This is a genomic window from Burkholderia sp. KL41, from assembly GCF_057005415.2.
This window is the reverse complement of record NZ_CM189268.1, coordinates 347,170-373,049: the sequence shown is the minus strand read 5'-3', so window position 1 is coordinate 373,049 and position 25,880 is coordinate 347,170. Positions and strand designations below refer to the sequence as shown.

Below are 25,880 nucleotides of genomic sequence, written 5' to 3'. Positions count from 1 at the left end.
CTTAGTCGCGCTGAATGTCGCCGTTGGCCCGACGATGTTTGCCTTCGTTGAAGGTCGGTCCCCTGCCGTGCTCGCGCTCGGCATTCCGCTTCTCGTCTTCCGCCACGCCTGGCACGATCTCCGTCGCGACGGCCGCGCGCGGTGGCGGCTCGACGCGTTTGTGTGAGGCGGAAGCACCGGACGCTCCCGCGTTGCAAACGGGGCTCATCAATGCCGTCGCGGACAAGATCGCTGCACATGCCACGGCAAGCTTGAGTGGGGATTTCATTGGAGAACTCCTTTCACTGGTCTCTGCGCGAAAACCGGGGGTCTGTCATCGGAACAACGCCTGGCCTGAGCATTGAGTGTCCGGGGATCGCGAACCCTGGGGGATGTCGATGCCTGAAACAACCTCATACGAATTGCGCCCCGCATCGTCACTTGCGTGACGACGGAACCGCCGCCGGCGTCGGTCACGTCGCCCTGTGATGACCGCGACTGCACCCGCAAACGGCAGACACCCGATGCGCGTATCGAGCGTGCAGTTGCGGCCCTCGTTTGCTCATCACACCGACCACGCATGCATTAACGATGCCATGCACCGTTCCACCGAAGCGGGCCGGCAACAGACGAAGGAGGAGGACATCGCAACGCAAAAAAAACGTAACGCCAAAGAAACGCGGGGCCGCGATGCAACGTGGTACCGGCTCCATGGATCATCGATGCCGGCAGGGGGAGAGGAAATGCGTTTCGACGCTGCGCCTGGTTTGCGGCCGAGCCGGTGGGGTAAAAAATGCTATGGATCACGAATCGTGGGGCCTCGACGGCCTGCATGTCGAAACGTTTCGATCCTGAGAATTCGCGCTGTTCCGTGAAGACGGTCCTGTCTGGCGCAATTCGCCCGTGGCCGCGCGAACGTGTCCGGGAGTTTGAATACTTTGTCGTATGACAAAAGACGATCTTCCTGCAATCGTCAATCAGCTACGAGGATGGCTTTCATCGCATGCGGTCATTTGGCGACGCGCCTCGGCAGCGTGGCCTGACGATACGACGGCCGTGACACGGCGGAGGTTGGCACCGAACACGGCCGGCCAGGCCATGCGGCCGAATACGTCCGCCGGAAAGTCGACGCACGCACCTTCGCCGACGCAGCCAGCCGTGCCGGATACGCCGCCCACACGTTCGCGGGCTGCGCGACGCCGGGCAGCACCTGCACGAATGCGCACGCTGTCGAGCAGCGTGCGCACGTCCCATATCTAGCGCAGCACGATGCCGCGCCCCGATTTCAGGCACAGGTTCACGACGATCGCCTGTAGTAATGCTGCGCCAGCGCGACCCAATACCGGACACCGGCCGGGATGATTTCGTCGTTGAAATCGTATTTCGGGTGATGCAGCGACGGTGCCGCCGCGCCCTCCGGCGCATTGCCGATCAGCACGTAAGCGCCGGGCCGCTCCTCCAGCATGAAGCCGAAATCCTCCGACGTCATGTTCGGCGGCACGTCGCGGTACAGGCGTTCGCCACCGAACGTGTCGCGGATCACCGCTTCGCACAGCGCCGTCTCGGCCGGCGTGTTGACCGTCGCCGGGTAGTACTGGAAAAACTCGACGTCGACCTGCGCGCCATACGCACGCGCCAGCCCCTCGCACGTGAGCTGCACATCCGTCTGCAGTTTCTGCTGCAACGCGGACGACAGCGTGCGGATCGTCCCGCGCAGCTCGACGCTGTCCGGAATGACGTTGTCCGTCGTGCCCGCATGGATCATGCAGACGGAAATGACCGCAGGGTCCACGGGATCCTTGTGCCGCGCGGCGATGGTCTGACACTGCAGCACCATCGAACACGCGAGCGGAACGGGATCGATGCCCAGATGCGGCTGCGCCGCGTGCGCGCCCTTGCCGGTCACCTTGATCCTGAAGCGCGAGCCTGCGGCCATGATCGGGCCGGTGCGCAATCCGAAATGCCCGGCAGGCAAGCCGGGCCAGTTGTGCATGCCGAACACCGCTTCGGTCGGGTATTGCTCGAACAGCCCGTCGTCGATCATCTTGCGCGCGCCCGCGCCGCCCTCTTCGCCCGGCTGAAACACGAAATGAACGGCACCCGGCAATGGCGGCAGTTCCTTCAGGATGCGCGCGGCGCCGAGCAACATGACGGTATGGCCGTCATGCCCGCATGCGTGCATGATCCCGTGCGTGCCCGATGCGTGCGCGAAGTCGTTGGCTTCCTGGATCGGCAGTGCATCCAGATCCGCACGCAGCACGATGCCGCGCGCCGGGTCGGCACCGGGCAGGCTCGCGACGACGCCCGTGCCGCCCAGCCCACGCGATACCGCATAACCGAGCGCGTCGAGCTCGCGGGCAACGACGTCGGCGGTCCGGTGTTCTTCGAATCGCAGCTCGGGATGCGCATGCAGATCGCGCCGCAGCCTTGCCCAGTGCGCGTGATGCGCCTGCAGCGACATATCGGGAATGACAGGTTTTTCCAATTTCGGCACCTTCCGAAGGTAAGCGGCTTCCAGTCCGTGCTGCCGCCGCGTTCGCACGCAGCGGCTGCGTCAGTCGTAAAAGCCGATGATCGACTTGATTTCCATGTAGTCCTCCATCCCTTCGATCCCGTACTCGCGGCCGTTGCCCGACTGCTTGTAGCCGCCGAACGGCGCCTCTTGGAGGAGAACTTTTAACATCCTTTCCGGACAAGCTTACTCAGCCAGTTTGTATACGTCGGCAAGGTCGGACAAATCCCAGTTTCCGCCACTCAAAACCGCGCACACTTTTTCATCCGGCTTGACTTTGATGGAACCAGCCAGCAAAGCACCAATACCAATCGAGGCGGCCGGTTCAGCGATCAATTTCGCATCCCTGGCGAGTGCACGCATGCCCGCGATGATATGTTCGTCTTCAACGAGAACAATCTCATCCACATACTTTTCGATAATGGGATACGGGTTTTGGCCCGGAACACTGATTCGCACCCCATCCGCAATGGTATTTTTCAATGGAAGCGATGTGCGTTCCTTATTGATCCGGCTGTAATAATACTTCGGGGTCAAGGCGGGCTCTGCGCCGATAACACGCACCGACGGCTTCGTTTCCTTGATGGCGGTAGCGATGCCTGAAATCAGGCCGCCGCCGCCCAGGGGAACGATGACGGTGTCGACATCCTCCAGATCCGCCAGGATTTCGCACCCGATGGTTCCCTGGCCGGCCATGACCAGCGGGTCCTCGAAGCCGTGGATCGCCGCGTACTTGTTCTCTTCGGCGATCTCGCACACCTTTTTCCATCGGGCGGCCGTGTCGCCATCGAAAAGAACCACTTCCGCTCCCATGGCTTTGGTGTTCTCGATCTTGATTTTGGGTGTAGTCACCGGAACGACCAGGATCGCCTTGACCCCCAGCATCCTGGCGGCATAGGCGATCCCCTGGGCATGATTGCCCGAAGAAGTCGCAATGAGGCCGTTGGCGATTTCATCTCTCGTGAGTGACAGTGCCTTGTTCAGAGCGCCTCGAATCTTGAAGGCGCCCGTGATTTGCAGGGTTTCAGGTTTGAGATAGAGCTGGCAACCAACGGCGTCCTCGATTTTTTCCGCGCGCAATAACGGCGTATGCTTGATGTGGGGCTTCAGCCGTTCCTGGGCTTCGCGAATGTCCTGGATGGTAGGGGAGTTGCGCATTTGAAAAGTCCTTATTCAAAAAACTCGAAGAATGTTCCGACCTTGCTTTCGATGGCGTTCCGGTAGATTTTCGTCGACGTCGTGTTGTCCTGGATGGCCATCCCGGTGGAGTCGAAGATCGTGATTTCCTCATCACTCTCTCTACCAGGCTTTTTGCCCAGCAAGACCTCGCCGATCTCTGCATGGATGCTGTCTTTGGTAATGATGTTCTTGTTCAACGGATGCTGGATTTCTCCTTTTTCGCTGCACTGCATGATCGAGTCGACGACCACTTTGGCTTTCCTGAAGATTTCCGGATCGAACTCCTGCTTCCCATTTGCATCGGTTCCGATCGCAACGATGTGTGTCCCGGGCTTTACCCAGTCGGCTTCCACCAGGGATCCTTTCCCACGTGTCGTCGTAATCAGGATATCCGCCTGCTCAACTGCTTCTTTCTTGGAATTCGCGCTCACAACGGGAATCTCAAACTCACGTTCGATATCCACTTTGAACTTTGCCGCAGACTCCGCAGTGTGGTCCCATGCATGGATCTCTTCGATCTGCATGACCTCCTTGATTGCACGGATCTGCATCCGGGCCTGATTCCCGGTTCCGATCGATGTGATCTTTTTCGCGTTCTTCCTTGCCAGTGCTTTGACCGAAACGGCTCCGCATGCCCCGGTTCTGAGGCCTGTGATCAAACTGCCATCCATCACGCAGATCAGCGCACAGGTCATGGCATCAAACAGGAGAATCGTCCCCATGCCGCTTGGCACGCCGTACTCTGTCGGGTTATTGGGGAAGCCGCCGGAAGACGCTTTCATGGAGATGATTTCGTTGCCCTTGTAGTAACCAAGCTTGAAATCGATATCCCCACGCGGCGGATGGAGATCTATCCCAATATAGTCGGGCTGCACCACCTGGTCACTGTTGAAGGCTTTGTATGCTTCCTCCACCGTACCGATGACTTCCTTCATGGATATCAGTTGGCTTACTTCCTTTTTTTTGAGCAACAATGTTTTCATTTGCATCACCTATCTATTTTTTGAGCATTGCTGGCGGTGAACCAGGCTCCAATGTTGATCAGCGTCCCATCGCAATCGAAGGGATGTAATTTCGGCCTTGAGCCGGTCGTCAATTTCCAAGCATCTCGGTCGATGGTCCAACCGCACGGTAGTCATGGTTCTGGCGATATTCCAGACGAAAAGACCGGTTCCCTTTGTCATCGCGCTACAGAGCCGCGCAACGGGCGATGTCGTGATCGACCGTCCGATCTTTGTGTCCGGCGTACCGGCGGCTCCGCTTACGAAGCGGCGAATGTCGATCGACTCAGTCAGGGCTCTTGTGTTTCCCGTATAGATCAGCTCACTGCGCTCGTACTAGCGCGCACCGTTCTCCGTCGCGCGCCAAAATCCAGCAGTTCCGGCAGCCTCTCATCAAAGAGAAGCCCACGCGACTTTCTCCACCGAACTCCTACAGGCTCAACTGGCTCATGCTTGACTTACGCCGACCCCTCCATCACGTTTCCTCCCGCTATGCGATATGGGAACAGGTTGAAGCGCTGGAACTCCATACCGACCTTGTAGGGAAGCCGATTAATATGGCGCGAGCGCTGCTCAACAAACAACCTGATGCAGAAGTTTGATCTCGCCCGAATCGTAGGCCTCGAACGCATTGATGCGCCGAAGCAGCGTCGACTTGCCGGAGCCCGACGCCGGACTCAAGCACACTGCCTCGCACTCGTTTACCTTCAACGTGATACCCCTAAGCACCGGCACGTCGCCGAAGCTTTTGTGCAGGTCGGTCATTTCGATCATTTGCAACCTCACTTCACCTTGTCCGCAGATTCGCCGTTGAGGGCGGAACGCTCACGACGCACTACTGTTTCATTGAGCGTACTATTCCAAACGGTGCTGTTCCGCAGCCGAGTGGAACCGAAGACGTGAGTTGGTCTCACTGCGCGTTTGTCGAGTCAGCCCTTCCGGCGCCCGCGGCGTATCCACCTTGTTTGCCACGTTCCAAACCAGTTCAAATCTCGGCTGCCGCATCGCACGCATGGCCTCGTCAATCGTAGTAGCCCAGGACCGACTTGACCTCCATATACTCCTCCATCCCTTCGATCCCGTATTCGCGACCGTTGCCCGACTGCTTGTATCCGCCGAACGGCGCCTGAGGATCCCAAGCCGGGTAGTTCAGATGCACCTGGCCGGCTCGGATGCGTGCGGCCACCGCGCGCGCCTGCGCCTTGTCGGTGCCCTGCACATGCGCGCCCAGCCCGTAGACCGTGTCGTTCGCAATGGCGATCGCCTCGTCCACGGTATCGTAGGGAAGAATCGCGAGCACCGGACCGAAGATCTCCTGCTGCGCGATCGTCATGTCGGTGCGGACATCGGAGAAAATCGTCGGCCGCGCATAAAAGCCCTTGTCGAACCCTTCGGGCCGGCCGGGACCGCCGGCGATCAGCTTCGCCCGTTCGTCGAGGCCCGCGTCGATCATCTGCGCGACCCGGCCGAATTGCGCGCGATTGGCAAGCGGCCCGTGCGTCGTCGTCTCCTCGAACGGATCACCGACCACCAGCTTCTGCGCGGCCGCGAGAGCCAGCGCCTCGACCGTGCCGAGCAGGTTGCGCGGCACGATCATGCGGGTCGGCGCGCTGCACGACTGACCCATGTTCCGGAACGCGGCGGCCACGCCGGGCGCAATGGCCCGCTGCAGGTCCGCATCCGGCAAGACGATGTTCGGCGACTTGCCGCCCAGCTCCTGCGCGACGCGCTTGACGGTCGGCGCCGCCGCCTGCGCCACCAGCACGCCGGCACGCGTCGAGCCGGTGATCGACACCATGTCGACTTCCGGGTGCGAAGACAGCGCGGCGCCCACCACAGCGCCGTCGCCGCTCACCAGGTTGAATACGCCCGCGGGCACGCCCGCATCGGCGATCACTTCCGCGAACAGCAGCGCGCTGAGCGGCGACAGCTCGCTGGGTTTCAGCACGACCGTACAGCCGGCAGCGAGCGCCGGGCCGACCTTCGCCGTGATCTGGTAGATCGGCCAGTTCCACGGCGTGATCAGCGCGCACACGCCGATCGGCTCGCGCACGATCGCGGTCGTTCCCCGCCGCGAGACGAACGGATAACGCGCGAGATTGTCGCGCGCGACGCGGATATGCTCGGCCGCGAGCGGCACGTGCGCGGCGCGCGCATAGCTGATCGGCGCGCCCATTTCCGTGGCCAGCGCCGCGGCGAAGAGCTCCGCGCGCTCCAGCATCAACGCGTGCACGCGATCGAGTAGCGCGGCGCGCGCCTGCGGCGACGTGGCCGCCCACGGTTCGAAGGCCCTGCGCGCGGCGCTGACGGCCCGGTCGGCGTCGCGCGCGTTGCCGAGCGGGATCTCGCACAGTCCGTCTTCGGTGGACGGGCTGACGACCACGAACCGGTCGCCGCCGTCGGGCACGACCCAGTCGCCGTCGATGAAGAGGCGATCGAGCCTTCCGTTTTGCATCAGGTGAACAACAGGTGAATTCATTGCAGCGTGTCCTTGAGTCGATACCAGGCACCGACGAACGGCAGGAACCAGGGTTTGCCGAAGTGCCCGGGAATGGCCGGCCAGTCGAAGTCTTTCCAGGGGTTGAGATCCGCGCGCCCGTCCATGATCTCCGCCATCAGCGTGCCCATCAGCGTGGCCATGTGCGTGCCGTGGCCGCTATAGCCCATCGCGTAGTACACGCCGTCGCGCTCGCCCGCGCGCGGTAGTCGGTTGGCGGTCATGTCGACCATCCCGCCCCAACAGTAGTCGATGCGTACGCCGGCCAGTTCGGGAAACACGGCGGCCAGCTGCCGCCGCAGGATCGCCCCGCTCTTTTCGTCCGAACGCGGGTTCGACGCGGCGAACCGCGCGCGGCCGCCGAACAGCATCCGGTTGTCGGGCGTGACGCGAAAGAAATTGACGAAGTTTTTCGTGTCGGTGACCATCCGGCGCGTCGGCAACAGCCGGTCGAGCAGGTCGTCCGGCAACGGCTCGGTGACGATGATGAACGCGCCGACCGGCACGATCCTGCGGCGAATCCAGCCGAACGGACCGACCTGCGAAATGCCGCTCGCGAGCAGCACCTGGCGCGCACGGATCTCGCCGAGCGGCGTACGCACAGCGTAAGCGCCGCCCGCTTGCCGCTTCAGCCCGAGCACCGGCGCATGCTCGAGGACGTGCGCGCCGCGCGCTTGCGCGGCGCGTGCCAGGCCGCGCACGTAACGGCCGACGTGCATCCCGGCACTCTTGCCGAACAGCAGCCCGCCGTGATAACGGTCCGAGCTGATCTCATCACGCAACTCGGCTTTCGTTACCATGCGCGTGTCGGGGTCCACGCTCGCCGCGAGGAGTGCCTGACTTCGCGCGAGCTTGTCGTAATGCCCGGGTTTCGCCGCGAGCTTGAGCTTGCCGCGGCGCACGAAATCGCAATCGATCGACTCCTCCCTGACCAGTCGCTCGACCGTGTCGACGCCGGCGTCGAACGCGCGATAGAGCCGATTGGCCAGTTCCGTACCGATGCGCTGCGACAGCGCCGCGTAATCCTGCGCGAAGCCGTTGTTGCACATACCGCCGTTGCGTCCCGATGCCGCCTGCCCGACGGTGTCCGCCTCGCAGACGATCACGCGTGCCCCTTTCCTGGCCAGCGCCAGTGCGGCCGCCGAGCCGGTGATCCCGCCGCCCACCACCAGCACGTCACAACTGCCGTCGCGCAACGCCGGCGAGTTGCTCGCGAATGGCTCCGATGTATCGAGCCAGTAGGAACCGAAACGCATCCGTCACTCCCAGGTGGCCGCACCAGACGGTCAGGCCGGCGAAGGTTCGCCGCGCCGGTCCGGCCGCTCGCGTGCGAGCGTCGCGGCCTTGCATCAGAAATCCGCGACCTTGCCCCACGCGGAATCGCTGAACCGTTCCGGCCGATACGGCACCGGGTCGACCAGCGGTTGCGCACCGGTCGCGAGATCCGCGATCAGATGCCCGGCGCCCGGCCCGATTCCGAAGCCGTGGCCGGAAAACCCCGCGGCAAGGATCAGCCCCGGCACACCCGGCACTTCGCCGATGCCCGGCACGCCGTCCGGCGTGCTGTCGACGAACCCGGCCCATGCGTGCGTGATCTTCGCGTCGCGAAGTTCGGGAAACAGTTCGGCGGCGCGGCGGTAGGTTTCGTTGACCGTCGGCATGTCCGGTTTCGGATCCAGAATGCGTACCGCCTCCATCGGCGTCGGTTCATCGAGCCGCCAGCGCTTCAGCGTTTCATGCCCGCCGCGCACGCCTTCGAGCCAGCCCGGCAGAAGATTGCGCCAGCGCTTCGCGAACATCGGCAAGAACTGCGGCGCGAAGCGCAGGAACTGCGGCGTCACGTCCACCCGCGCGCGACCGCTGATCGCCAGCGCGTAGCGTCCGTCGCTGCGGCGCGTCACGGACACGCCGGACGTATACATCGCACCCGGCAGCGGACGCTCGACAGGCGACACGCTCAGGATCGACTGACGGATTGACGCCTGCGGAAAGCGGATGCCGAGCTGGCGGCAGAACGACGACGCCCATGCGCCGCCGGCAAGCACGACCGTCCTGGTCTTGATGACGCCGGCCTCGGTGACGACACCGCCGACACGCCCGCCCTCGAGTTCGATGCCGCGCGCCGCGCAGTGCTGGTGGACACTGCCGCCGAGCTTCATCAGCGCTGCGGCGACGGCCGGCGCGGCCTTCTCCGGGTCGGCCGTGCCGTCGGTCGGCGAAAAGACGCCGCCTTTCCACGTCCGCCCGGTCGCATGCCCGCGCTCGGTGGCCTGCTTGCGGTCGAGCATGTACGTCGTCACGCCCGCGGTCTTCGCGAACTCGCCCCAGTTGGCCCAGCGCGACAGCTCGGCCTCGTCGTTACTCAGGTACAACAGCCCGCAGCGATGAAAGCCGGTGTCTTCGCCGGATTCGGCGGCGAATCGTTCCCACAGATCGATGCTCTTGCTCGCCATCGGCAATTCGCGTTCGTCGCGGTTCTGCTGCCGGCACCAGCCCCAGTTGCGGCTCGACTGCTCGGCACCGATTCGCCCCTTCTCGACGAGCGCGACCGATACCCCGCGCCGGGCCAGGTAGTAGGCGGTAAAGACGCCGATGATGCCGCCGCCGATCACGACGACGTCGGCCGATGCCGGCGGCGTGGGCGAGGTTTCTATAAGGCGCAGCGGTGGGGACATGGTCAGTCTCGTTCGGTTGAGGCACGTACGTTCTGCACGACGTAAAACTTCGCGACGCGTTCGCTGCTTTCCCACCCGATCGATGCGCCGCGCGGCACGAACAGCGCATCGCCGGTGCCGAGCGACAGCACGCTGCCGTCGGGGTCGGCGAACCGCACGCTGCCGGCCAGCAGGAGCATGAACTCGTTGACGCGATGCGGGCGAACGATCCGGTGATAGGGCGTCGAATCCCACGTACCGGCGCAATACCCGGCACCGTCGTCGAGGAACACGTTGTCGCTGCGGCATTGTGGTGCGGGGCCGAGCAGCACCTCGGGCGGCAGCGATGCGGAAGGCTTGAAGTCGGCGTCGGCCCGCAGCGGAAACAGGCCGTGTTTCGTCGGCGTCGTGCACGCGGCTGCGCAGAACATCAGCAACACGCGCGATTCCGCGTTGATGCGAACCGCCGTGCCGGCGCCGATGACTGCCCCTTCCCCCGGCCCGAGCACCAGCGGAGCGGCCCCGGCCGCTTCGAGCGTCAGTTCGCCTTCGATGACCGCGATCGTTTCGATGTGCGGAAAGCGCGCCACGTCGAGTTCGCCGACGAAGGCGATACGTCCCGCGGCCATCGAGTCGGGCCCTTCCCACGCGATCTCCCGATGTCGCGCAAAAGGATCGCCCTCGCCGAATGCCTGCTTGCGGAACGAGGTGGAACAAGGCGCGCCATCGGCACGATGCAACACGAAAGCTGCGGTCATTTCTGCTCCTCTGCAGTGCGCGGCGGCCGGATCGAAAACCGTCGCGCAATATTGGAAATCTCCGTTCGCCGGCGAACCCGCCGGAATCCCGTCAGGTGTGCAAACCGCCCGCACTTGCGCCCGCGCGGCGTTCGGTGTGCGCGCGCGCCGACGTCGTGCGCGCCGACGCACCGCCCGGTCGCGCGACCACGCAAGCGCGCGGCGTGATCCCGAGCACGCGCCGAAAATGCCGGCACAGATGGCTCTGGTCGAAGAAACCGACGTCGGTCGCGACGACCGACGGCGCAACACCGGCACGCAACAGGTCCTGCGCGCGCCGCACCCGGACGAGGCACAGATACCGGTGCGGGGACAACCCGGTTTCGCTGCGAAAGCGCGCGGTGAAACGCGATACGCTCAACCCGGCCACCGCCGCGAGCGTGTCGAGATTCAGCGGCTGCGCGAACGACGCGTCGATCGTGCGCAGCACATCGCCGATCGCCGGCGAGACGGGCCGCGCGACGCGCGGTGTGCATGGCGTCGTGTCTTCGACCGAATCGTGAATCAGGTCGAGCATGCTGGCAGTCCTCATGTCGCCGCCTGCGGTGTCACGCCCGGCAAGGCGGCGCCCGCTGACGGGCAAACGAAACGCGCTGTCATGTTGAATTCTCCCCGGCGCCCGCTTCAGTGCAGGAAATCCTGCACCCGGTAATACGCGCCGACGAACGGCAGGAACCACGCGTGCCCGAAATGCCCGGGCATCGCCGGCCAGTCGAGCTCGCGCCACGGATTCGAGGCCGTCGCGCCATACAGCACGTCGGCCATGACGCGACCCATGTGCACCGACATCTGCACGCCGTGGCCGCTGTAGCCCATCGAGTAATAGAGCCCGTCGTGCTGGCCCGCACGCGGCAGCCGGTCGGCGGTGATGTCCACCAGCCCGCCCCAGCAGTAGTCGAGCCGGACGTCGGCCAGTTCCGGGAAATAACCGGCCATGCCGGCGCGCAGGATGTCGCCGCTTTTCGCGTCGGAGCGCGGGCTCGACATCGCGAAGCGGGCGCGGCCGCCGAACAGCAGCCGGTTGTCGGGCGTCACGCGGAAGTAGTTGCCGATCTGGCGCGACGTCACGTACGCACGGCGATGCGGCAACAACCGGTTCAACTGCGCGTCGGCGAGCGGCTCGGTCACGACGATGAAGCTGCCGACCGGCGCGATGCGCCGCCGGAACCATCCGAACGGGCCGTGCTGCGATGCGCCGGTCGCGACGAGCACGCGATCGGCGACGATCCTGCCGCGCGTGCAGGTGATCGCGTGCCGCTCGCCGTCGAGCCGGTCCAGTTGCGTGACGGCCGCATGTTCGTAGACGCGTGCGCCCGCGCGCACCGCCGCGTGCGCAAGCCCGACACCGAACTTGCCCATGTGCATCTGCGCACCGTTGCGCTGCAGGAGCCCGCCGTAGAAGCCGTCGGACGCGACTTCATCGCGAATCCGCGTAGGTTCGATCAGTTCGATGTCCGGATCGACGTCGCGCCGCAACGCGTCGAACGTCTTCGCCAGCCCCGCGAAATGCTGCGGCTTCGCGGCGAGCTTCAGCTTGCCCGCGCGCCGGAAATCGCAGTCGATCGCGTGTTCGGCGACGATCGTCTCGACGCTCTTCACCGCGCTTTCGTAGGCGCGATAGAACTGCTTCGCCGGCTCCGCGCCCATGCGCGCGGCCAATGACGCGTAATCCTGCGCGACGCCCGTGTTGCACTGGCCGCCGTTGCGGCCGGACGCTTCGCCTGCGACCTGCGCGGCTTCGAGCACGACCACCGATACGCCGCGCTGCGCCAGCGCGAGCGCCGCCGACAAGCCGGTAAAGCCGCCGCCGATCACGACCACGTCGGCGCGCCCTTCGACGGGGCCCTCGCAGCCCGCGCGAAATGCGGGGCGGGTATCCAGCCAGTACGATTCGAATTTCATCGGGTCCTTCTCGAGCTTGTCGGCGACGACGATCGGCTGCCGTTCATGGGAAATCATTTAATCACCATCAAAAACCGCAGTTGCCGCGTATTCGCGCACGGCACGCGCGCAAATCGCCGTTTTGTGCGACCGCCGCAGCAGACTATGCGGTGCGCCAGCCGCCACGTCGCGCGCGCCGAACGGCGGCGTGTCGCGCATCACAGCCGCACGGGCTGCCCGGGCGCGGCACCCGCCTGCGTCGGCTCGGCCTGGAAGCGCGCCAGGTCTTCCTCGTTGCGATGGCACAGCACCTGCGCGCCGTTGTCGAGCTTGCGCAGCACCGGGGGCGTCCGGTTGCAGACGCCGTCGACCCGCATCGCGCAGCGCGACAGGAACGGGCACAGCTCGCCGTCGTCCGCGCGCTCGCCGATCGGCACCAGCGGCCGATGGCAGCGCTCGGCCGCATCGTCGAGCCAGCCCGCGCACAGCTCCGGCGCGGACGACACGAGCAGGTGCGAATACGGGTGATAAGGCGGCGCGCACAACGCATCGCGGCTGCCCGTCTCCACGCGGCGGCCCGCATACAGCACGACGATGTCGTCGCTGATCGCGCGCACCTTCGCGATGTCGTGCGTGATGAACACATAGGACACGCCGAGCTTCGCCTGCAGGTCGCGCAGCAGGTCCATGATCGCGGCGCCGACCACGGTGTCGAGCGCCGACGTAACTTCGTCGCACAGGATCAGGTCGGGTTCGGCCGCGAGCGCGCGCGCGAGGTTCACGCGCTGCTTCTGCCCGCCCGACAACTCGCCGGTGCGCCGCGCGGCCACCGCCGGCGGCAACCGCACGAGTTCGAGCAGCTCCGCGACGCGCTGCCGCGCACGCGCGCCCTTGATCCCGTGGTAGAACGCGAGCGGCCGCGCGAGCGTGCGCTCGACGGTATGCACCGGATTGAGCGCGGTGTCGGCGTTCTGGAACACGATCTGCACGCGGCGGTGCTGCTCCTTGGTGCGCTTGCCGATATCGCGCGCGAGCGGCTCGCCGTCGAGCAGGATCTTCCCGGCCGCCGCCGGCACCAGGCCCGCGATCACCTTGGCGAGCGTCGTCTTGCCGGAGCCCGATTCGCCGATCACGCCGACCGTCTGTCCGCGCCCGATGCGCAGGTCGACTTCGTTCAGGATCAGCTTCGCGGGCCAGCCCTTCGCGTTGCGGCCGCCGTAACCTGCGACCGCGCCGCGCACCTCGAGCAACGGCGCCGGGTCGGCCGGCGCCGGTTTCCCGTCGCGTTGCGCATCGTTCGGCGTGACCGCCGCGATCAGGCTCTGCGTGTACGGGTGCGCCGGTGCATGCAGGATCTGTTCGGTATCGCCCGTCTCGCGGATCACGCCGTCGCTCAGCACGACGATCCGGTCGGCCATCTGCGCGACCACGGCCAGGTCGTGCGACACGTATACCGCGCTCATCCCGTAGCGCCGGATCACGCTCTTGAACGCCTGCAGCACGTCGATCTGCGTGGTGACGTCGAGCGCCGTGGTCGGTTCGTCGAGAATCACGAGCTCCGGATCGGTGATCAGCGCCATCGCGGCCATCAACCGCTGCAACTGCCCGCCCGACACCTGGTGCGGATAACGCTTGCCGATCGTCTCCGGCTCCGGCAGCGCGAGCGCGCGGAACAGCTCGACCGCCTTTGCCTGCGCATCGCGCTTCGACATCGTCCGGTGAATCAGCGCGCTCTCGATCACCTGGTCGAGGATCGTGCGTGACGGGTTGAACGAGGCAGCCGCGCTCTGCGCGATATACGCGACCTTGCGCCCGCGCAGCGCGGCCAGGCCCGACGCCGACAGCCTGCACACGTCCGTGCCGCCGATCTTCACCGAGCCGCCGGCGATCCGGCAGCCGGTGCGCGCGTGGCCCATCAGCGACAGCGCGATCGTCGTCTTGCCCGAGCCGGATTCGCCGATCAGCGCGAGCACCTCGCCGCGCCCGACCTCGAAGTCGACGTCGTGGACGATCGTCGTTTCCGCGGCGCCCGGGCGACCGCCGACAACGCGCAGCCCGCGCACCTCGACGAGCGGAGTCGATTGATCTCGCATCAGTGTTCTCCGGCGGCCGCGGCCGCGCCCTTGCGGCGGCCGCGATGCGGCAGACCGTCGATCAACAGGTTGACGCCCACCGTCAGGATCGCGATCGCGACCGCGGGCATGATCGCGACAGCCGAACCGTCGCCGAGGCTCGCGATGTTCTCGCGCACGAGCGAGCCGAGGTCCGCATACGGCGGCTGCACGCCGAGCCCGAGAAAGCTCAGGCCGCTCAGCAGCAGCACGACGAACGTGAAGCGCAGGCCCGTATCGGCGAGCATCGGATGAATCATGTTCGGCAGCATCTCGACGCACGCGATGTACAGCGCGCTTTCGCCGCGCGCCTTCGCGACCTGCACGAATTCGAGCGTGCTGATGTTGACCGCCAGCGCGCGCGCGATCCGGTACGAGCCCGGCATGTAGCTGACCGCGGCGGTCAGGACCAGCAGCGGCAGCGACGAGCCGAACGCGGCGACGAACATCAGCGCGAACATCTTCGACGGAATCGACGTGAGCGCGTCGAGCAGCCGGCTCATCGTCTCGTCGACCGCGCGGCCCGACACGGTCGCGAGCAGCCCGAGCGTCGTGCCGGTCAGCGCGGCGAGCAGCACCGCGGCGAGCGCGAGCAGCACGGTCAGGCGCGTGCCGTACAGGATCCGGCTCAGCATGTCCCGGCCGAGGAAGTCGGAGCCGAACGGCAGCTTCGCGTTGAACCGCGCGAACACGTCCGGCGTGACGATCGCGCCCACGTCGTGCGGCGCGAGCAGCGGGGCGAACACCGCGATGAACAGCATCAGCCCGACCATCGACAGGCCGACACGGCCGCCGGCCGTCAAGTCGATGCGTGCGGCACGGCGCTTGCGCGGCTGGTCGGGGGCCGGGGCGGCGGGCGGCGTCGCGCCGCCCCACGGCGGGCGCGGTTCGCCGGACGGCGGCAGCGTGTTGCTGCGTTGAACGGGGTCGGTCGGGTGCATGGGCGGCATCTCGGAAGAAGGACGGGACGGTCAGGTCCGCAGTCGCGGGTTCGACACGATCGAGCACAGGTCGGCGAACAGCACGAGCGTCAGGTACGCAACGCAGAAGATCATCGTGCACGCCTGGACCAACGGAAAATCGCGGTTGCTGACGGCGTCGACCATCAGGCTCGCGAGGCCCGGATAGTTGAAGATCGTCTCGACGACGATCACGCCGCCGAGCAGATACGACAGGCTCAACGCGATCGCATTGGCGATCGGGCCGATCGCGTTCGGCAACGCATGGCGCAGCACGACGCGTGCGGGGCTCGCGCCCTTGAGCACGGCCATCTCGACATACGACGCGCTCAGCTGCTCGATCACCGCGGCGCGCGTCATGCGTGCCATCTGCGCGATCACGACCGCGCACAGCGTCAGCACCGGCATCGCATACGCACGCAGGAAATCGTGCAGGCTTTCGATCTCGCCGCTGTACGACAACGCGGACAGCCAGCGCAGCTTCACGGCGAACACGAGCACGGCGACGGTCGCGATCAGGAACTCCGGCGTCGCGACGAGCGACAGCGTGCCGAGACTGATCACGCGGTCGACCAGCGACTCGCGCTTGACCGCCGCGAGGATGCCGAGCAGCAGCGCGATCGGCACCGACACGGCGGTCGTGATCGCCGCAAGCGTGAGCGACTTCGGCAGGCGTCCGCCGATCATCTCCGACACCGGCATGTCGCCGGACAGCGAACGGCCGAAATCGCCGTGCATCAGGCCGGCGAGCCAGTGCACGTAACGCACGTGCGCGGGCATGTCGAGGCCGAACTGCTGGCGCAGCGCGGCAACCGTCTCCGGTGTCGCCGACTGGCCGAGCGCGGCCTGCGCGGCGTCGCCGGGCAGCAGGTTCGTGATCGTGAAGATGATCGCGGACACGATCAGCAACGTCAGCGCGGTGACCGCGATGCGTCGGACGATCAGGCCGATGAGAATTCGGTTCATGAAGCGACACTCCCGAAAAGGCCGCGCGTGGCCGGCGCGGTCGCCCGCACCGGCCGCACGGCGGCCGCCAGCAACGACGTCACGCGTTCCACCACACGTGCTCGGCGAACATGAAGCCCATCATCCCGCCGGTCGGGATCGAACCGAGACCGGCGAGCCTCTTGTCATAACCGTCGAGGAAGCTGATGAAAGCCGGAATGCCGACCCGCCCCTGCTGCGCCACGATCACCTGCATGTCGCCGTACATCTGCTTGCGCTTCGCGTCGTCGGTTTCCGAACGCGCGGCGAGCAGCAGCTGGTCGAACTTCGCGTTCTTCCAGCCCGACTCGTTCCACGGCGCATCCGACTTGAAGAACTGCGTGAACAGCACGTCGGCGCTCGAGCGCGGGTTGATGTTGCCGAAGGTGAGCGGGTGCTTCATCCAGTGGTTCGACCAGTAGCCGTCGGGCGACGCGCGGTTGACCTGCAGGTTCAGCCCGATCTTCTGGCCGGCCTGCTGCAGCAGCACGGCCATCTCGACCGACCCGTTCGCGTCGGACGTCGCATACATCGGCGGCAGCGTGACGCCCAGCGCGCCCGCCTTCTGGAGCAGGAATTTCGCCTTGTCCGGATCGTGCGCGCGCTGCGGCAGCGACGCGTTGAAATAACGATGCCCCGGCGGAATCGGCTGGTCGTTGCCGATCACCGAGTAGCCGCGGAACACCGCCGAGCGGATCTGCTCGCGATCGAACAGGTACTTCATCCCTTCGACGAAATCGGGATTCGAGACGATCGGGTTGTCGCTGCGCATGATCAGGTCGGTATAGAGGCCCGACTTGGTTTCCTTCAGCGCGTAGCCCGGCGTCGACGAGACCCGCTGCGTCGAGCGCGGATCGATCGCGTTGATCAGGTGCACGTCGCCCGACAGCAGCGCGTTCAGGCGCGCGGCGCTGTCGCCAATGCCGATCAGCTCGATCTCGTCGAGATACGGCCGGCCCGGCTTGAAGTAGCTGTCGTTGCGCACGCCGACGGTCGACACGCCCGGCTTGAACGATTTGAGCTTGTAAGGGCCGCAACCGATGCCGGTGCTGAAGTCGGTCGTGCCGTCCTTGACGATCACGAGCTGCGGCGTCGCGAGGATCACCGGCAGATCGGCATTCGCGCTGACCAGCGTGAGCGTGACTTCGTCCGGCCCGCTCGCCTTCGCGTCGGCGAACTGGTCGGCGAGCGGCTTGACCTTCGATGCGGTGGCGGCGTTCTTGTGGCGCATCAGCGAATACACCACGTCGGCCGGGCCGACCGGCTTGCCGTCGTGGAACGTGACGCCCTTGCGCAGCTTGATGACCCACGTCTTCGCATCGGTGGTCTGCAGCGACTCGGCGAGGTTCATCTGCGGCGTCAGGCTCGCATCGAGCTGCGTGAGGCCGCTGTAGAACATGAAGAAGCGAATGTAGTCGGCGCCGGTCGAGCCCTTGGCCGGGTCGAGCGTATCGGCCGTCGAACCGGATTCGTTCGCGACCCGGATCTTGCCGCCGCGTTTCGCCGCGGGCGCCGCGAATGCGGACGCGGGGTTCATCAGGAGTCCGCCGGCGCCGGCGGCCATCATGCCGCTCGCCGCCATGACCTTCATCATGTCGCGGCGAGTGAAACCACCGTTGCCGCCGCCGTTGTCGATATCGTCGCTCATCCGAACTGCTCCTGACTGTTGAAAGTGGGTCCTGGGGTCCAGCGTGGTTCTCGAATCCCGCAGTGCCCGCTTGCTGGTAGCGGGCGCAACGTCGTACACATGCAATTCATTTAAGCATCGCCAAAATGCGGTTTGTCGCGATTCGGCCCGCCCGCACGATACGAATCGACCGTTTTGAGCCGCCCGCGCAGCATGAATTGCTGCGTGCGCCCACGTGTCGCCGTGTGCCCGGCGGCGTGTCACGGCGGCTGCCCAACCCGTGTCGATGCAGGAAATCGTAAGGCCGCAGCCGCCGCAGATTGCGCCGACAAAATTGTCCGTTCGGCATCCGGCGCGCGTTTGGCACACGCAAACCGCACGTTTGTGTCGAATGCGTGTCCGCATGCCGATGACGGCCGAAACGCACGGTGTATTGCGGCAGATCGCCGCATGCACGGGCGTCGACGGTGGGGATCGCGACGGGACGTCGCGCGGGAAAGTTCAGAAGAATGCCGCTCGATCGGAACGGCTTGGCGGGAAGACGGGAGGATGACGGGGCCGCCGGGAAACCGGACCCGTGCGGCCGTGCGGCCGTGCGGCCGTGCGGCCGTGCAGTCGTGCAGTCGTGCAGTCGTGCAGTCGTGCAGTCGTGCAGTCGTGCAGTCGTGCAGTCGTGCAGTCGTGCAGTCGTGCAGTCGTGCAGTCGTGCAGTCGTGCAGTCGTGCAGTCGTGCAGTCGTGCAGTCGTGCAGTCGTGCAGTCGTGCAGTCGTCAGGAATCGTATCGCCATGCGGCGACGCGCGCGTCACCGGCATGTCGGCGCGCACGCCGGGCGCATGCCGGCGCGGCGCGAGGCAGGCGCGATGATGCGCTGGCCGGCAGTGAGCGGCGCGAAGCCGTCAGGCAGCGAGCCGGAATACCGATACGGCGGCCCGCAGGCGCGCCGCCTGCTCGTCCAGCGACGAAGCGGCGGCCGCCGCCTGCTCGACGAGCGCGGCGTTCTGCTGGGTGACTTCGTCCATTTGCGCGACCGCCAGCCCGATCTGTTCGATGCCGGTGCTTTGCTCGGCCGACGCCGCTGAAATCTCGCCCATGATGCCGGCCACCCGGTCGATCGACCGGACGATCTCCGTCATGCGCTCGCCGGCCGTCTCGACGAGCCGGCTGCCGCTGCCGGCCCGCTCGACCGACGCGTCGATCAAGCCCTTGATGTCCTTCGCGGCCGCGGCGCTGCGTTGCGCGAGCGAGCGGACTTCCGACGCGACGACGGCGAACCCGCGCCCTTCCTCGCCGGCCCGCGCGGCTTCCACCGCGGCGTTGAGCGCGAGAATGTTGGTCTGGAATGCGATGCTTTCGATCACGACGGTAATGTCGGCGATCCGCACCGACCCATCCGAGATCTGCCGCATCGTTTCGACGACCGCCTGCACGGCGGCGCCGCCGAGTTCGGTCGCATCCTTGGCCTGGGCCACGAGCGCATTCGCCTGGCGCGCGTTGTCGGCGTTCTGTTTGACCGTGGACGTGATCTGCTCCATGCTCGCCGCCGTTTCCTGTAGCGACGCGGCCTGCTGCTCCGTGCGCTGCGACAGATCCAGGTTGCCTTGCGCGATCTCGCCGGTGCCGGTGGCGATCGAGTGGGTCGTGGTCTGGATCTCGGCGATGGTGTCGGTCAGCCGCGCCTTCATGTCGCCCAGCGCGACGAGCAGGCTGCCGGGCGCGGCGTGCGCCGTATCGAACTGCACGTCCAGTTCGCCGGCCGCGATGCGGGCGGCGATCTGCGTCGCATGCGCGGGCTCGCCGCCCAGCGTGCGCCTGACGCTGCGCAGCACGCCCCAGGCGATGGCCGCGAGCGCCGCGGCGATGACGAGCGCGACGGCGCCGAGCACCATCGCGAGCCGGGCAAACGCCGCGTTGATGTCGTCGTAGAAAAATCCGGTGCCGATCCACCAGTTCCAGTCCGGAATCGCGACCACGCCCTGCAGCTTCGGCTCCAGGTCCGCGTCCGGGCTACGCTTGATCAGCACGTCGACGAGCGCGAAATGCGCCTGCGCCATCCCCGCGCGGTACGCCTCGCTGTCGGTCATGCCGCTGGTCGTGCGGTTGCCTTTCGCGCGCGTGCCGATGAATTTCGCGTTCGGGTGCACGAGGTTGACGCCGTCGGACGTCGTGACCCAGAAGTAGCTCTTCGAATTCGCGTTGAGCGCGGCCAGCGCGGCCTTGGCCTGCTGCTGCGCCTGCTCCTGCGTGAGCGTGCCGCTCGTCTGCAGCGCGCGATACGAATCGACCAGATGCTCGGCCTTGGTCAGCAGAATGACGATCTCTTCGCGGCGGCTGTCGATCAGCGCGTCGCGCAGCGTGTGCAGCGACAACGCGGCGAGCAGGACGACGCCGAGCAGCGCCGCGGCGACGAGCATCAGCAGTTTGGTGGACAACTTCATGCGGGGGCCTCGAAATATTAACCGTTCGGTACATATATCGGCCGGGGCGGCCCCGCCTTGAACGACTCGATATCGGTAATTACCCTCGTTTCGTACGCTGATCGAACGCGTGACGGGGCGCGCCGGCATCGCGGCCGCGTCCCGTCGCGCGATGGATCGGCCGGCCCCGGCGGCTTACAGGCCGAGCTGCGTCGCGAGATGGCCGATATCCGACACTTCGTAATAGTTGTAGAACGGCGTGCCCGGCTCGTGGCCGCGATTGACGAACGCCTTGTGCTTGATGCCCAGATCCTCGGCCGTCATCAGGTCGTAACGCAGGCTCGACGACACGTGCAGCACGTCCTCGGGCTTGCAGCCGAGCTTGCCGAACATGTACTCGAAGCCCTGCATCCGCGGCTTGTACGACTGCGCCTGCTGCGCGGTGAACACCGCATGGAACGGCGCGCCGAGCTTGTCGACGTTGCTCATGATCTGCTCGTCCATCGCGTTCGACAGGATCACGAGCTTGTACTTGGTCGCGAGCCGCGACAGGCCCGCCGGCACGTCCGGATGCGGGCCCCACGTCGGCACCGCATGATAGAAGCGCTCGGCCTCGGCTTCGTCGAACTTCACGCCGACTCGCGCGCAGGTGCGCCGGATCGCGTTGACGACGACGTCGCGGTACGGCTTCCATGCGCCGAGCACCTCGTCGAGCCGGTAAGCGGCGAACGCACACACGAATTCCTCCATCGCGACCGGCGAGAGCCGGTCCGCGTAGATCTCGCGCGCCAGGTCCGCCATCTGGAAGCGGGTCAGCGTGCCGTAGCAGTCGAACGTGATGTACTTCGGTTCAAATTGGATCATGGTGACGTCCTGTCGGTGTGAAGCCCCGGCGGGGCCGGGGACGGGCTGGGTGGTACGAAATTGAATCAGGGCAAAAAACCCGGCGCACGTCGTTCGACGCCGCCCAAAACGCAGAATCGCCGCGTGTTGCGCGGCGCGGGCAGCACGATCTGCGGCGCTTGCCGGCGCGCGCCCGCCGCACCGGCGGGGCGGCTCGCCGGCAAGCGGCCGCGACACCGGTGTTTTCATCGTAGTGCCGTTCCCACAGCAGGCGCTGTCGGATTGACGGGCCGCGGCGGCACGATCCGCGCGTTCGCACGCGCCGATCGAGCCGGTTTGCGTCGATCTTGCACGGCCGCCCGCCGTCGCCGGAAAACAGGCGAATCATCCTATCCGTGCCGCGGTGTCGCTGGCAGAGTCGATATGTCATTCCTACCCATCCGGAGTCCAGCGTGTCCGATCTCAACCCTTCCCGCACGCTTATTTATCGTCGGTTCGCCGAAACCGACCTGCCCGCCGCGCATCGTCTGTCGGAAGCAGTCAAATGGCCGCACCGGCTCGACGACTGGCGCTTCGTGCTCCAGCTCGGCGACGGCTTCGTCGCCGAGGACGAAACCGGCATCGTCGGCACCGCGCTCGGCTGGCGCTTCGGCGAAGCGCACGCATCGCTCGGCATGGTCATCGTGTCGCCCGAGCACCAGGGCCGCGGCATCGGGCGCGAACTGCTCACCCGCGTGGTCGACAGCTTCGGCACGCGAACCATTTTTCTGCACGCGACGCCGGCCGGCGAGCCGCTGTACGCGAAATTCGGGTTCGAGGTGATCGATACGATCGACCAGCACCAGGGTGCCGCCTTCCAGCCGCCGCTGATATCGCTGCCGCCCGGCGAGCGCCTGCGGCCCATCGGCGCAAACGACGGCCCGCGACTTGCCGCGCTCGCGTCGCGGGCCGCGGGTTATCGGCGCGACGAGGTGATCGAGGCGCTGCTCGGCGTCGCGAACGGCATCGCGCTCGATCGCGACGGCGAACTGCTCGGCTTCGCGCTGTTCCGCCGCTTCGGCCGCGGCCATGCGATCGGCCCGGTGGTCGCGCCGGACGCGCAGCGCGCGCAGGCGCTGATCAGCCATTGGCTCGCGCTGCACGAAGGGAAGTTCGTGCGGCTCGACGTGCCGGGCGACAGCGGGCTGTCCGACTGGCTGCAGGGGCTCGGTCTGCCGCGCGTCGACACCGTCGTCGCCATGGCGCGCGGCGCAACGCCCGCGCGCGACCCGGCGCTGCGCGCGTTCGCGATCGTGAACCAGGCCCTCGGTTGAGCGGTACCGACGATGAGCTTTCTCTACAAGGCCGACCCGGTGCGCGGTGCGCAATGGGCACAGCGCTTCGCGCAGCAGGCGCCCGAGCTGCCGTTCCGGATCTGGCCGGACCTCGGCGATCCTGAAGCCGTCCGTTATCTCGCCGCGTGGCAGCCGCCCGACGATCCGGCCACGCTGCTGCCGAATCTCGAAGTCGTGTTCTCGGTCGGCGCCGGCATCGATCAGTTCGACCTGTCGCGCGTGCCTGCGCATATTCCGGTCGTGCGGATGATCGAGCCGGGCATCGTCGAAGGCATGGTCGAATACGTGACGCAGGCTGTGCTGACGATCCACCGCGACCTGCTCGACTACGCGGCGCAGCAGCGCGCGCAAGTGTGGCGCGAGCAGCCGGTGCGCGCGGCCGCGTCGCGGCGCGTCGGCGTGCTCGGGCTCGGCACGCTCGGCCAGGCCGTGCTCGATACGCTGCGCCGCTTCGGCTTCCCGTGCGCCGGCTGGAGCCGCACGCCGCGCACGCTCGACGGCATCGACTGCTACGCGGGCGACGCGGCACTCGATGCGTTCCTCGCCCGCACCGACATCCTGATCTGCCTGCTCCCGCTCACCGACGATACGCGCGGGCTGCTCGGCGCACGCGTGTTCGATGCGCTGCCGGCGGGCGCGTCGCTCGTGCAGGTCGGGCGCGGCCCGCAGCTCGACGAAACCGCGCTGCTCGCGGGGCTCGCGAGCGGCCGGCTCGACAGCGCGATCCTCGACGTGACGGACCCCGAACCGTTGCCGGCCGGCCATCCGTTCTGGACGCACCCGCGCATCCGGATCACGCCGCACATCGCGAGCGCGACGCGGCCGGACACCGCGGTCGAGGCCGTGCTCGCGAACCTCGCGCGCCATCGCGCGGGGCAGCCGATGATCGGCGTCGTCGATCGCGCGCGCGGCTACTGACGCGTGTGCCCGGCCCAGCGGGGCGCGCAGCAGAAAATGCCGCAGCGCCCCGCACAAACGCCGCGTTCGTATGTTTCAGACTGCAAATTGAAAACGCATGAGAATGGCTCGCCCGGTAGCATGAACTCATCGCTGACACCCGACGAGAGTCCCGCCCTGCCATGAACCACGCCGCGCTGATCGAAGCTGATCGTCAACACCTGATCCACCCCGTCGTCAACTATCGTGCGCACGAGGCGCGCGGCGTCACCGTGCTCGAATCCGCCGACGGCGTGTTCCTGCGCGACGCCGCGGGCCACACGCTGCTCGATGCGTTCTCGGGCCTGTGGTGCGTCAACGTCGGCTACGGCCGCGACAGCATCGTGAAGGCCGCCGCCAGCCAGCTGGCGAAACTGCCCTACGCGACCGGCTATTTCCATTTCGGCTCGCAGCCCGCGATCGAGCTGGCCGAACGGCTCGCGGCGCTCGCGCCGCCGTCGCTGAACCGCGTGTACTTCACGCTCGGCGGCTCGGACGCGATCGATTCCGCGGTGCGCTTCATCACGCACTATTTCAACGCGACAGGCCGCCCGTCGAAGAAGCAGATGATTGCGCTCGAGCGCGGTTATCACGGCTCGTCGTCGATCGGCGCGGGCCTGACCGCGCTGCCCGCGTTCCACCGCCATTTCGACCTGCCGCGCGCGGACCAGCACCACATCCCGTCGCCCTACCCGTACCGCCATCCGCTCGGCGGCGATCCGCAGGCGCTGATCGCCGCGTCGGTGGCCGCGCTGGAAGCCAAGGTTGCCGAACTCGGCGCCGACAACGTCGCCGCGTTCTTCTGCGAACCCGTGCAGGGCTCCGGCGGCGTGATCGTGCCGCCGGCCGGGTGGCTGAAGGCGATGCGCGACGCGTGCCGGCGCCTCGGCATCCTGTTCGTCGCCGACGAGGTGATCACCGGCTTCGGCCGCACGGGCCCGCTGTTCGCGTGCGAGACCGAACAGGTCGATCCGGACCTGATGACCGTCGCGAAGGGGCTGACGGCCGGCTATGCGCCGATGGGCGCGGTGCTGATGTCCGACGAAGTCTACGAAGGGATCGCGGGCAGCCGTGCGGAGTCGGCCGCGGTCGGGCACGGCCATACGTATTCCGCGCACCCGGTCAGCGCGGCGATCGGCCTCGAGGTGCTGAAGCTCTATCACGAAGGCGGGCTGCTCGCGAACGGCCAGGCGCTGGCGCCGCGCTTCGCGGCGGGGCTCGATGCGCTGCGCGCGCATCCGCTCGTCGGCGACGCGCGGTCGGCCGGCCTGCTCGGCGCACTCGAGCTGGTCGCCGACAAGGCGCACAAGACGCGCTTCGACGCGGCGCTGAACCTGCCGGACAAGATCGCGGCGGCCGCCTACGCGAACGGCGTGGTGTTTCGCGCGTTCGGCGACGGCGTGCTCGGCTTCGCGCCGGCGCTGAGCTTCACCGCGGGCGAGTTCGACCTGATGTTCGAACGCGTGCGCAAGACGCTCGACGACGTGCTGGCCGATCCGGGCGTGCAGCGCGCCCTCGACGCCGCGCACGCGCAGCCGGCCTGACCGGCCAAGGGAAAGCCGGGCTTGTGGCGGCCATCGTTCGACTCTAAAGTAACCGGACATTCCATTTTTTCCGACTCACGTGAACATGACGGACAGCAAGCTGGATCGCATCGACCTGCGCATCCTCTCCCAGTTGCAGAAGCGCGGCCGCATGACCAACGTCGAGCTGGCGGATGCGGTCGGGCTGTCGCCGAGCCCCTGCCTGATCCGCGTGAAGCGGCTCGAGAAGGCCGGCTACATCGGCGGCTACGGCGCGCACATCCAGCTCGAGAAGCTCGGCGACGTGCAGGTCGTGTTCACCGAGGTCACGCTGGCCGACCACCGGCGCGAGGACTTCGACCGCTTCGTCGCGGCGATCCGCAACGTCGACGAGATCGTCGAATGCCACCTCGCGAGCGGCGGCTACGACTATCTGCTGAAGTTCATCACGCGCAGCGTCAGCCATTACCAGACGATCGTCGAAGGGCTGCTCGAGCAGAACATCGGCATCGAGAAGTATTTCAGTTACGTGATCATCAAATCGCCGTTCGTCAAACGGCACTACCCGCTCGAATCGCTGTTCGGCGAACGTCACTGACGGGCGGCGTGCGGCAACCCCGAACGCGGCAACGTGCTGTCCGCGCGGG

General features: G+C 66.4%; 21 protein-coding genes and 2 pseudogenes. 4 read left to right on the top strand and 19 right to left on the bottom strand.

The genetic code is table 11. The features are described 5' to 3' along the window. Position 1 precedes the first annotated feature (1 nt). The 19 genes and pseudogenes from PQB87_RS35740 to PQB87_RS35650 all read right to left on the bottom strand — a co-directional run bounded on the left by PQB87_RS35740 (position 2) and on the right by PQB87_RS35650 (position 21,461). Complete coding sequence (locus PQB87_RS35740; RefSeq protein ID WP_124672355.1) at positions 2-268, bottom strand: hypothetical protein; 267 nt, start codon at positions 266-268, stop codon at positions 2-4. 720 nt (positions 269-988) lie between these two features. Further along, positions 989-1,262: pseudogene (locus tag PQB87_RS35735) on the bottom strand (hypothetical protein); the annotation flags it as partial. 14 nt (positions 1,263-1,276) lie between these two features. Beyond that, positions 1,277-2,464: a M20 aminoacylase family protein gene (locus tag PQB87_RS35730; protein WP_489245002.1), complete on the bottom strand. Its 1,188-nt coding sequence runs from the start codon at positions 2,462-2,464 to the stop codon at positions 1,277-1,279. 69 nt (positions 2,465-2,533) lie between these two features. Next, positions 2,534-2,641, bottom strand: a pseudogene (locus PQB87_RS35725) (aldehyde dehydrogenase family protein); the annotation flags it as partial. A 36-nt stretch (positions 2,642-2,677) separates the two neighbouring features. Continuing rightward, entirely contained in the window at positions 2,678-3,649 is a 972-nt protein-coding gene (locus tag PQB87_RS35720) for a threonine/serine dehydratase family protein (protein WP_233345101.1), read from the bottom strand. Positions 3,650-3,660: 11 nt separating this feature from the next. Continuing rightward, positions 3,661-4,653 (bottom strand): ornithine cyclodeaminase family protein, encoded by a 993-nt coding sequence (locus tag PQB87_RS35715; protein ID WP_027791935.1) that lies wholly within the window; start codon positions 4,651-4,653, stop codon positions 3,661-3,663. 591 nt (positions 4,654-5,244) lie between these two features. Continuing rightward, positions 5,245-5,436 (bottom strand): ATP-binding cassette domain-containing protein, encoded by a 192-nt coding sequence (locus PQB87_RS35710; protein WP_489245001.1) that lies wholly within the window; start codon positions 5,434-5,436, stop codon positions 5,245-5,247. Positions 5,437-5,692: 256 nt separating this feature from the next. Next, positions 5,693-7,150 carry an aldehyde dehydrogenase family protein gene (locus PQB87_RS35705; protein WP_489244999.1) on the bottom strand — a complete coding sequence of 486 codons (1,458 nt, stop codon included), beginning with the start codon at positions 7,148-7,150 and terminating at the stop codon, positions 5,693-5,695. Beyond that, positions 7,147-8,424, bottom strand: coding sequence for an NAD(P)/FAD-dependent oxidoreductase (locus PQB87_RS35700; protein WP_489244997.1), 1,278 nt, complete (start codon positions 8,422-8,424; stop codon positions 7,147-7,149). Before PQB87_RS35700 ends, PQB87_RS35705 begins: the two co-directional genes overlap by 4 nt. A gap of 93 nt (positions 8,425-8,517) precedes the next feature. After that, positions 8,518-9,843 carry an NAD(P)/FAD-dependent oxidoreductase gene (locus tag PQB87_RS35695; RefSeq protein ID WP_059686167.1) on the bottom strand — a complete coding sequence of 442 codons (1,326 nt, stop codon included), beginning with the start codon at positions 9,841-9,843 and terminating at the stop codon, positions 8,518-8,520. A gap of 2 nt (positions 9,844-9,845) precedes the next feature. Next, positions 9,846-10,580, bottom strand: coding sequence for a cupin domain-containing protein (locus tag PQB87_RS35690; protein ID WP_059686169.1), 735 nt, complete (start codon positions 10,578-10,580; stop codon positions 9,846-9,848). 91 nt (positions 10,581-10,671) lie between these two features. Continuing rightward, on the bottom strand, positions 10,672-11,136 hold the full coding sequence (locus PQB87_RS35685) for a helix-turn-helix domain-containing protein (protein WP_021156530.1): 465 nt from the start codon (positions 11,134-11,136) through the stop codon (positions 10,672-10,674). 107 nt (positions 11,137-11,243) lie between these two features. Continuing rightward, on the bottom strand, positions 11,244-12,521 hold the full coding sequence (locus PQB87_RS35680) for an NAD(P)/FAD-dependent oxidoreductase (RefSeq protein ID WP_059686272.1): 1,278 nt from the start codon (positions 12,519-12,521) through the stop codon (positions 11,244-11,246). A gap of 197 nt (positions 12,522-12,718) precedes the next feature. Further along, positions 12,719-14,593 carry an ABC transporter ATP-binding protein gene (locus PQB87_RS35675; RefSeq protein WP_489244995.1) on the bottom strand — a complete coding sequence of 625 codons (1,875 nt, stop codon included), beginning with the start codon at positions 14,591-14,593 and terminating at the stop codon, positions 12,719-12,721. Further along, the gene (locus tag PQB87_RS35670) at positions 14,593-15,552 is read right to left on the bottom strand and encodes an ABC transporter permease (protein WP_489244994.1); all 960 of its coding nucleotides are present in this window, start codon (positions 15,550-15,552) and stop codon (positions 14,593-14,595) included. Before PQB87_RS35670 ends, PQB87_RS35675 begins: the two co-directional genes overlap by 1 nt. A 30-nt stretch (positions 15,553-15,582) precedes the next feature. Then, positions 15,583-16,536, bottom strand: a complete 954-nt coding sequence (locus tag PQB87_RS35665) for an ABC transporter permease (RefSeq protein ID WP_060375682.1) — start codon at positions 16,534-16,536, stop codon at positions 15,583-15,585. A gap of 79 nt (positions 16,537-16,615) precedes the next feature. Next, a complete protein-coding gene (locus PQB87_RS35660) occupies positions 16,616-18,202 on the bottom strand; it encodes an ABC transporter substrate-binding protein (RefSeq protein ID WP_318828865.1) in 1,587 nt (528 codons plus the stop codon). A gap of 877 nt (positions 18,203-19,079) precedes the next feature. After that, a complete protein-coding gene (locus tag PQB87_RS35655) occupies positions 19,080-20,618 on the bottom strand; it encodes a methyl-accepting chemotaxis protein (RefSeq protein WP_048027390.1) in 1,539 nt (512 codons plus the stop codon). Between the two features lie 174 nt (positions 20,619-20,792). Next, entirely contained in the window at positions 20,793-21,461 is a 669-nt protein-coding gene (locus PQB87_RS35650) for a haloacid dehalogenase type II (protein WP_111939448.1), read from the bottom strand. Between the two features lie 431 nt (positions 21,462-21,892). Here PQB87_RS35650 and PQB87_RS35645 point away from each other — a divergent pair, with 431 nt between their 5' ends. The 4 genes from PQB87_RS35645 to PQB87_RS35630 all read left to right on the top strand — a co-directional run bounded on the left by PQB87_RS35645 (position 21,893) and on the right by PQB87_RS35630 (position 25,831). Then, positions 21,893-22,753, top strand: coding sequence for a GNAT family N-acetyltransferase (locus tag PQB87_RS35645; protein WP_027792827.1), 861 nt, complete (start codon positions 21,893-21,895; stop codon positions 22,751-22,753). Between the two features lie 12 nt (positions 22,754-22,765). Beyond that, complete coding sequence (locus tag PQB87_RS35640; protein ID WP_059555402.1) at positions 22,766-23,692, top strand: 2-hydroxyacid dehydrogenase; 927 nt, start codon at positions 22,766-22,768, stop codon at positions 23,690-23,692. A 161-nt stretch (positions 23,693-23,853) separates the two neighbouring features. After that, positions 23,854-25,254, top strand: coding sequence for an aspartate aminotransferase family protein (locus PQB87_RS35635; RefSeq protein ID WP_489244992.1), 1,401 nt, complete (start codon positions 23,854-23,856; stop codon positions 25,252-25,254). Positions 25,255-25,339: 85 nt separating this feature from the next. Beyond that, a complete protein-coding gene (locus PQB87_RS35630) occupies positions 25,340-25,831 on the top strand; it encodes an Lrp/AsnC family transcriptional regulator (protein ID WP_006749694.1) in 492 nt (163 codons plus the stop codon). The last annotated feature ends 49 nt before the right edge of the window (positions 25,832-25,880 follow it).

Bases quoted from the DNA above. Each gene is read 5' to 3' on its own strand.
- PQB87_RS35740 (WP_124672355.1), bottom strand. From the start codon at position 268: ATGAAATCCCCACTCAAGCTTGCCGTGGCATGTGCAGCGATCTTGTCC.
- PQB87_RS35720 (WP_233345101.1), bottom strand. From the start codon at position 3,649: ATGCGCAACTCCCCTACCATCCAGGACATTCGCGAAGCCCAGGAACGG.
- PQB87_RS35715 (WP_027791935.1), bottom strand. From the start codon at position 4,653: ATGAAAACATTGTTGCTCAAAAAAAAGGAAGTAAGCCAACTGATATCC.
- PQB87_RS35710 (WP_489245001.1), bottom strand. From the start codon at position 5,436: ATGACCGACCTGCACAAAAGCTTCGGCGACGTGCCGGTGCTTAGGGGT.
- PQB87_RS35705 (WP_489244999.1), bottom strand. From the start codon at position 7,150: ATGAATTCACCTGTTGTTCACCTGATGCAAAACGGAAGGCTCGATCGC.
- PQB87_RS35700 (WP_489244997.1), bottom strand. From the start codon at position 8,424: ATGCGTTTCGGTTCCTACTGGCTCGATACATCGGAGCCATTCGCGAGC.
- PQB87_RS35695 (WP_059686167.1), bottom strand. From the start codon at position 9,843: ATGTCCCCACCGCTGCGCCTTATAGAAACCTCGCCCACGCCGCCGGCA.
- PQB87_RS35690 (WP_059686169.1), bottom strand. From the start codon at position 10,580: ATGACCGCAGCTTTCGTGTTGCATCGTGCCGATGGCGCGCCTTGTTCC.
- PQB87_RS35685 (WP_021156530.1), bottom strand. From the start codon at position 11,136: ATGCTCGACCTGATTCACGATTCGGTCGAAGACACGACGCCATGCACA.
- PQB87_RS35680 (WP_059686272.1), bottom strand. From the start codon at position 12,521: ATGAAATTCGAATCGTACTGGCTGGATACCCGCCCCGCATTTCGCGCG.
- PQB87_RS35675 (WP_489244995.1), bottom strand. From the start codon at position 14,593: ATGCGAGATCAATCGACTCCGCTCGTCGAGGTGCGCGGGCTGCGCGTT.
- PQB87_RS35670 (WP_489244994.1), bottom strand. From the start codon at position 15,552: ATGCACCCGACCGACCCCGTTCAACGCAGCAACACGCTGCCGCCGTCC.
- PQB87_RS35665 (WP_060375682.1), bottom strand. From the start codon at position 16,536: ATGAACCGAATTCTCATCGGCCTGATCGTCCGACGCATCGCGGTCACC.
- PQB87_RS35660 (WP_318828865.1), bottom strand. From the start codon at position 18,202: ATGAGCGACGATATCGACAACGGCGGCGGCAACGGTGGTTTCACTCGC.
- PQB87_RS35655 (WP_048027390.1), bottom strand. From the start codon at position 20,618: ATGAAGTTGTCCACCAAACTGCTGATGCTCGTCGCCGCGGCGCTGCTC.
- PQB87_RS35650 (WP_111939448.1), bottom strand. From the start codon at position 21,461: ATGATCCAATTTGAACCGAAGTACATCACGTTCGACTGCTACGGCACG.
- PQB87_RS35640 (WP_059555402.1), top strand. From the start codon at position 22,766: ATGAGCTTTCTCTACAAGGCCGACCCGGTGCGCGGTGCGCAATGGGCA.
- PQB87_RS35635 (WP_489244992.1), top strand. From the start codon at position 23,854: ATGAACCACGCCGCGCTGATCGAAGCTGATCGTCAACACCTGATCCAC.
- PQB87_RS35630 (WP_006749694.1), top strand. From the start codon at position 25,340: ATGACGGACAGCAAGCTGGATCGCATCGACCTGCGCATCCTCTCCCAG.